Below are 6,064 nucleotides of genomic sequence, written 5' to 3' on the forward strand. Positions count from 1 at the left end.
CGACTGGTTGCTGGCCGACGGCAGCCGCCTGCGCCTGAACGCGCGGAGCAAGGCGCGACTGCTGCTCGACGGCGCCCAGCGACGCCTGGAGCTGCGGCGCGGCGCGATGCGCCTGGAAGTGAAGGAGGACCCGCGCGGCGCCTTCGCCCTCGACTGCGCCGCCGGACGGGTGGACTGCGCCAGCGGCAGCCTGCTGCTGGCCGAGGAGCGCGGGGCGATCCGCCTGGTGACCCTGCGCGGCAGCGCGCGGCTGACCACCGGTGAGGGACGCCAGCTGGCGGTGGCGGCACGACGCAGCCTGCTGTTCGATGCCGGCGGCCTGCTCGAACAGGGCCCGATGCAGGCCGGAGAGGATGCCTGGGCCAGCGGCTGGCTGGAGGTCCACGACCGCTCCCTGGCCTGGGTCGCGGAGGCCTTCCGTCCCTATCTGCCAGGCATCCTCCAGCTCGACGCGGAGATCGCCGGCAACCGCGTCAGCGGTCTGTTCCCGCTGGACGACATGCACACGTCCCTGGACATGCTCGGACGCAGCCTGCCGATCCGCGTGCTGCGCTACAGCGACTACTGGATCAGCCTGCGCCCCGCCTGACTCATTCGTCGAAGAACAGCAGGCAACGCAGTTCGATACTCTGCCGCGGCGGCGCATCGGCCGGGGTGCAGGGATCGTCGAAGGCGGTGTGCGCGCCGAGGCGAGCCTGCGCGTCCTCCCGCGAATCGTAGATCTTCAGCAGCAGCGCTTCCTCCGGCCGCAGGTGCGGGTAGTAGTACCAGCGGTGCTCCGGGTTGGGCTTGACCGAGTAGGTTTCGCCCACCTTGTCGCGGTACACCAGGTCACTGGCCACCAGGTCGTCGAACGCCAGGCTGCGGGCGTCCAGCAACGCCAGCGGCGCGCGCTGCGCCGGATGGCCGAACGGACGCCACAGGTTGACGATCTGGAAGCGTCCGGCCAGGCGCCGTTCGGCGCGTTCCGCCGGCAGGTGGTCGCGGACCCGGCGCGGCGCCGAGCGCAGGGTCTGGTCGTTGTGCACGTAGCGCACCGGTTCGCGCAGGCCGCGTTCTTCGCGCCCGGCCTGGTCGACGCGCAGCGTGTGGTCGAAGATCACCGCCTCGGCGGCGCCGGTCAGGCGGCGGAGCAGGGCGATGCTTTCCGGGTAGTAGCGTTCACGAACCTGGGCTTCATCCTCGAAATCGCCCACCGCGCTCGCCTCGCGCACCAGTTGGAAACCCTCGCGCTCCAGGCTGGCCGGTTGCGCCAGCAGACGCGCATTGCGGATCGCCACCCGGGTCGGCTGCAACAGCGCGCTGCGCTGCGGCGTCCCGGCGGGGGCCGGATAGGTGTAGGCGACCGGCCGTTGGCCGTTGTCGCGGATATAGTTGACCTCGGCCTCGACCTGCTCCGGCGCGTGCGCCGGCCATGCGTGTTGCTGGCAACCCATGTGTCGTTCTCCCGTTGCCAGCGGAGATGCCTCCGCTGCCGCGCCGCCGGATGCCGCGCGTGAACGGCCAATCTAGCCGCTGGCAGGCGGCGGCGAAACGAACATCGAGCGCTGGCGTCCTGCCTTCGTGGAATAAGCCCGGAGCGGCTCAGGACATCGCGTCGAGTCGTCGCCGCTGGCGATACTGGCGCGGCGTCATGCCTTTCCAGCGCCTGAAGGCGTGGATGAAGTTGGACACCTCGCCGTAGCCGAGGCGCTCGGCGATCTCCTCCAGGCGAATCGCGCCGGTGGCCAGCAGCTCTTCGGCGAGGGCCTGGCGCACCTCGTCGAGCAACAGGCGGTAGCTGCTGCCCTCGTCGTCCAGGCGGCGACGCAGGGTACGCACGGTGAGGTGCAGTTCCATGGCCAGGGTCTGCATGTCCGGCAAGTGGCCGGGCGTCCTCAGCAGGCGGTCGCGGATGCGTCCGGCCAGACCGCCGCGCACCTGGCGGCGGGCGAGCAGGGCGCGGCACTGCTCCTCGCAGGCGCGCGCCACCTCTGGATTGGCGCCGGGCAGCGGGAGGTCGAGGAAGCGCCGTTCGAAGACCACCCGGTTGTCCGCCTGACCGAACGCCGGGCACAGGCCCAGCTCGCGCACGTAGGGCGCGGGATCGGCGGGCGGTGGGCGGCGGAAGCCGGCGCGGAGGATCGGCAGGCGCTGCCCGGTGAGGTCGCGCTGGATGCGCAGCACGCCACCGGCGTCGCGTTCGAGGAGGAAAATCCGCAGGTCCTCGGGAATGCCGGCGTCGTCGAGCACCAGGTGCGCTTCGTCGTCGTGTACCTCCAGGCGGATGCCATGGAAGGCGAAGGTCAGGTCGAGGTAGCGCAGGCCCAGTTGCGCGGCGCTGAGGAAGGTCGGGCTGCTGAGCAGGGCGAAGCCCCAGATGCCGTAGGCGTTGAGGTGATAGCGCAGGCCTGCCGCCAGGCCCGGCGCGCAGGCGTCGCCCAGGTGCCGGACCAGGTTGCGCACGACGCTCAGTTCCTGGGCCGCGTCGATTTCCCCGGAAGGATCGCCGAGCAGGCGGATATCCAGGCCGCTACCTGCCAGGCACTGCTCCAGGCCGAGGCCGCGGTCGATGCCGAACTGGATCAGCAGGTGCGCGCTGATGGCGCTGCGGCGGGGAGACCAGGGCGGAGTGGGCATGGTGGCGTCCGAGGTTGACCGAAAATCACAACTTTATGTCCGGCCCGGCCATAACGCCAGTCGCCCCGGCGAACTAGGATGCTGCCATCCGCCGCTGGGCGGAATCGCGCCGGACGGCGTGGCAAGCAACAAACGGGAGCACAACAATGCACAACGAGTCCCGCCCTGAAGCCCCCTTGCGGGTGCTGGTGGTTGGCGCCGGCTTCGCCGGTCTCGGCCTGGCGATCCGCCTGCGACAGGCAGGCATCGACGATTATCTGGTCCTGGAAAAGGCCGCCGATGTCGGCGGTTGCTGGCGGGAAAACCGCTACCCGGGCGCCGCCTGCGACGTCCCCTCGCATCTCTATTCGTTTTCCTTCGAGCCGAAGGCCGACTGGTCGCGCAAGTTCGCCCCGCAGGCGGAAATCCTCGACTACCTGCGGCATTGCGCGGACAAGTACCGTCTGCGCGAGAAGATCCGTTTCCACTGCGAGGTGGAGGAGGCCCATTTCGACGCCGGCAGCGGCGAATGGCAGGTGCGCTGCGCCGATGGCCAGACGCTGCGCGCACGGGCCCTGGTCTGCGCCACCGGCCAGTTGAGCCGGCCGCTGCTGCCGCGCCTGCCCGGCCTGGAGCCCTTCCAGGGGTCGGCGTTCCACTCCGCCAACTGGGACTCCGATGTTGGACTGGCCGGCAAGCGGGTCGCGGTGATCGGCACCGGAGCCAGCGCCATCCAGTTCGTCCCGCGGATCGCCCCGCAGGTGCAACGCCTGTCGCTGTTCCAGCGCAGCGCGCCCTACGTGATCGCCAAGCCGGACCGCGCCTACGCCGACTGGGAACGCCGCCTGAAGGCGCGCTGGCCGTGGCTGCAACGTCTGGATCGGGGGCTCAAGTACCTGCACCACGAATCGCGGATGCTCGCCTTCGCGACCTTCCCGGCGCTGATGAAGGTGATGCGGCTGAGCTTCCATCGTCACCTGCACCGGCAGATCGCCGATCCGCAACTGCGCGCGCGGCTGGTTCCCGACTACCCTCTGGGTTGCAAGCGCATCCTGATCAGCAACGACTATTACCCGGCGCTGGCCAGGAGCAATGTCGAACTGGTCGACACGGGCATTCGCGAAGTCACCGAAGACGCCGTGGTTGGCCGTGACGGCCGCCGGCACGAGGTCGACGCGATCATCTTCGGTACCGGCTTCGCCGCCACCGAGTTCCTCGCCCCGATGCGCATCCTCGGCCTCGACGGACGCGACCTGCGGCAGGCCTGGGCGGATGGCGCGGAAGCCTACAAGGGCATCAGCGTCAGCGGCTTCCCCAACCTGTTCATCCTTTACGGGCCGAACACCAACCTCGGTCACAACTCCATCGTCTACATGCTGGAAAGCCAGTTCCCCTACGTGCTCGGCTGCCTGCGCCAGCTCCAGGCGCAGGGCTTGCGCTACCTCGACGTGAAGCCCGAGGTCCAGCGGCGCTTCAACCTGGAGGTGCAACAGGGGTTGCGCCATACCGTCTGGGAGCGTGGCTGCGACAGCTGGTACAAGACTGCCGCCGGCAAGAACACCAACAACTGGCCGGGCTACACCTTCGTCTATCGCTGGCGTACGCGCCGGCCGGAGCTTGCCGACTATGACCTGGCCCGCTGAAGCGCCCCTGATGTCGCCGCCGCAACGCCTGCGCGCCGGTCTCCTGCGCGGCTGCCTGCGCCTGTTGTTCCGCGGGCTGGTCCGTCCGCCCATGCCAGTGGCGCTGCAACGCGGCGTGCTGCGCGGGCTGAGCCTGGCGACGCTGGGCGCCGGCGGCGTCGTTCGCGAGCGCCGCAGCCTCGCCGGCGTGCCCTGCGAGTGGTTGCGGCCGCGCGGGGTGGAGGCGCGGCGCCGGGTGCTCTACCTGCACGGCGGCGCCTACCTGATCGGCTCGCCGGCGACCCACCGGGCGATCACCACGCACCTGGCCCGGCGCTGCGCCGCCGAGGTTTGCGCGGTGGACTACCGGCGTGCCCCGGAACATCCGTTCCCCGCCGCCCGCGACGACGCCCTGGCGGTCTACCTGGCATTGCTGGAGGCCGGCCATTCGCCGCGCCGACTGCTGCTCGCCGGTGACTCGGCGGGCGGCCACCTGGCGCTGTCCCTGGCCCTGGAGCTGAAGGCGCGCGGCTTGCCGTTGCCGGCCGGGTTGCTGCTGTTCTCGCCCTGGACCGACCTCAGCTGCCAGCGCCTGCACACGCCGGAGGCCGGCGACCCGCTGCTGTCGAGGGCCTGGCTGGAAAGCGCGGTGCGCCTGCTGCTGCCGGCCGACGCGGAGCCAGGCTCGGCCGCCCTGTCGCCGCTGCATGCCGACCTGGCGGGGCTGCCGCCGCTGCTGGTACAGGTCGGCGAGGACGAACTGCTGCGCGACGACAGCCTGCGCCTGGCGCAACGGGCCGGTGAGCAGGGCGTCGCGGTGCGATTGCAGCGCTACGCCGGTTGCTGGCACGTGTTCCAGGCCCATGCCGGCGTGCTGGCCAGCGCCGACCGGGCGTTGGACGAGGCGGCGGCGTTCGTCGTCGAATGCAGCGCGGAGGGCGGCCAGTGCAGAACATCCTGATCAGCGGTGCCGCCTCCGGGATCGGCGCCGCCAGCGCGCGGCTGTTCCACCGCCGGGGCTGGCGGGTCGGTTTGCTGGACATCGATGCCGAGGCGTTGCGCGGCTTGGCCGCGGAACTGCCGGGCGCCTGGCAGCGTGCCGTGGACGTCAGCGAGCCCGACGCGGTCGGCGAGGCGCTTGCGCAGTTCTGTGCCGATGGCCGCCTGCGCCTGCTGTTCAACTGCGCCGGCATCCTGCGTTTCGGCCGCTTCGAAGAGGTCGCCCTGGAGGACCACGCGCGGTTGCTGGCGATCAACCTGCAAGGCGTCCTCAACTGCTGTCACGCGGCCTTTCCGTTCCTGCGCGCGACGCCGCAGGCGCAGGTACTCAACATGGGCTCGGCATCGGGGCTTTATGGCGTACCGGAGATGGCCGTCTACTCGGCTTCGAAGTTCGCCGTGCGCGGGCTCACCGAGGCGCTGGAGCTGGAATGGCGCCGCCACGGGATTCGCGTCGCCGACCTGATGCCGCCGTTCGTCCGCACGCCGATGGTCGCCGGGCAGACCTACCGACCGCCGGTGTTGCGTCGCCTGGGGCTGAGACTGGACGCCGAGGATATCGCCGAGGCGGCCTGGCGGCAGGCGCACAGCCGGCGGGTACACCGGCCGGTGGGCGGGTTGTTCACGGCGCTGTACTGGGCTGGGCAGTTGTCTCCGCCGTGGGTGAACCGAGCGGTGATGGCGTGGTTGTCGCGGGACGAATAGGCACTTGCGTTTATCCGCCGCTTATCCGGGGTATTGGCGGATACCGCCTGTGGCGGTATTCGCCCTACAGGCCTGCGGAAACGCCGGCTGCCGCTCCAGCTCCGTAGGGCGAATAACCGCTCGCGGTTATCCGCCGCTTA

The 6,064-nt window shown here is 70.4% G+C and carries 6 protein-coding genes; 4 read left to right on the forward strand and 2 right to left on the reverse strand.

Annotated features, from left to right (window positions below; translation table 11 throughout):
* The coding region (locus FFS27_RS26805) for a FecR family protein (protein WP_171019236.1) at positions 1 to 589 on the forward strand (589 nt) is incomplete at its 5' end.
* Position 590: 1 nt separating this feature from the next.
* Here FFS27_RS26805 and FFS27_RS26810 read toward each other — a convergent pair.
* A complete protein-coding gene (locus tag FFS27_RS26810; protein ID WP_003112180.1) occupies positions 591 to 1,436 on the reverse strand; it encodes a CmcJ/NvfI family oxidoreductase in 846 nt (281 codons plus the stop codon).
* Positions 1,437 to 1,584: 148 nt separating this feature from the next.
* Entirely contained in the window at positions 1,585 to 2,619 is a 1,035-nt protein-coding gene (locus tag FFS27_RS26815) for an AraC family transcriptional regulator (RefSeq protein WP_003118509.1), read from the reverse strand.
* Positions 2,620 to 2,765: 146 nt separating this feature from the next.
* Between FFS27_RS26815 and FFS27_RS26820 the strand changes: the two genes are divergently transcribed.
* The 3 genes from FFS27_RS26820 to FFS27_RS26830 are packed head-to-tail and all read left to right on the forward strand — an operon-like array spanning position 2,766 to position 5,924.
* Positions 2,766 to 4,241 (forward strand): flavin-containing monooxygenase, encoded by a 1,476-nt coding sequence (locus FFS27_RS26820; protein ID WP_137952322.1) that lies wholly within the window; start codon positions 2,766 to 2,768, stop codon positions 4,239 to 4,241.
* Positions 4,242 to 4,251: 10 nt separating this feature from the next.
* Entirely contained in the window at positions 4,252 to 5,181 is a 930-nt protein-coding gene (locus FFS27_RS26825) for an alpha/beta hydrolase (RefSeq protein ID WP_023875373.1), read from the forward strand.
* Positions 5,166 to 5,924, forward strand: coding sequence for an SDR family oxidoreductase (locus FFS27_RS26830; protein WP_003128610.1), 759 nt, complete (start codon positions 5,166 to 5,168; stop codon positions 5,922 to 5,924). Before FFS27_RS26825 ends, FFS27_RS26830 begins: the two co-directional genes overlap by 16 nt.
* Positions 5,925 to 6,064: the final 140 nt, after the last annotated feature.

Source organism: Pseudomonas sp. 2VD (assembly GCF_005503585.1).
Taxonomy (GTDB): domain Bacteria; phylum Pseudomonadota; class Gammaproteobacteria; order Pseudomonadales; family Pseudomonadaceae; genus Pseudomonas; species Pseudomonas aeruginosa.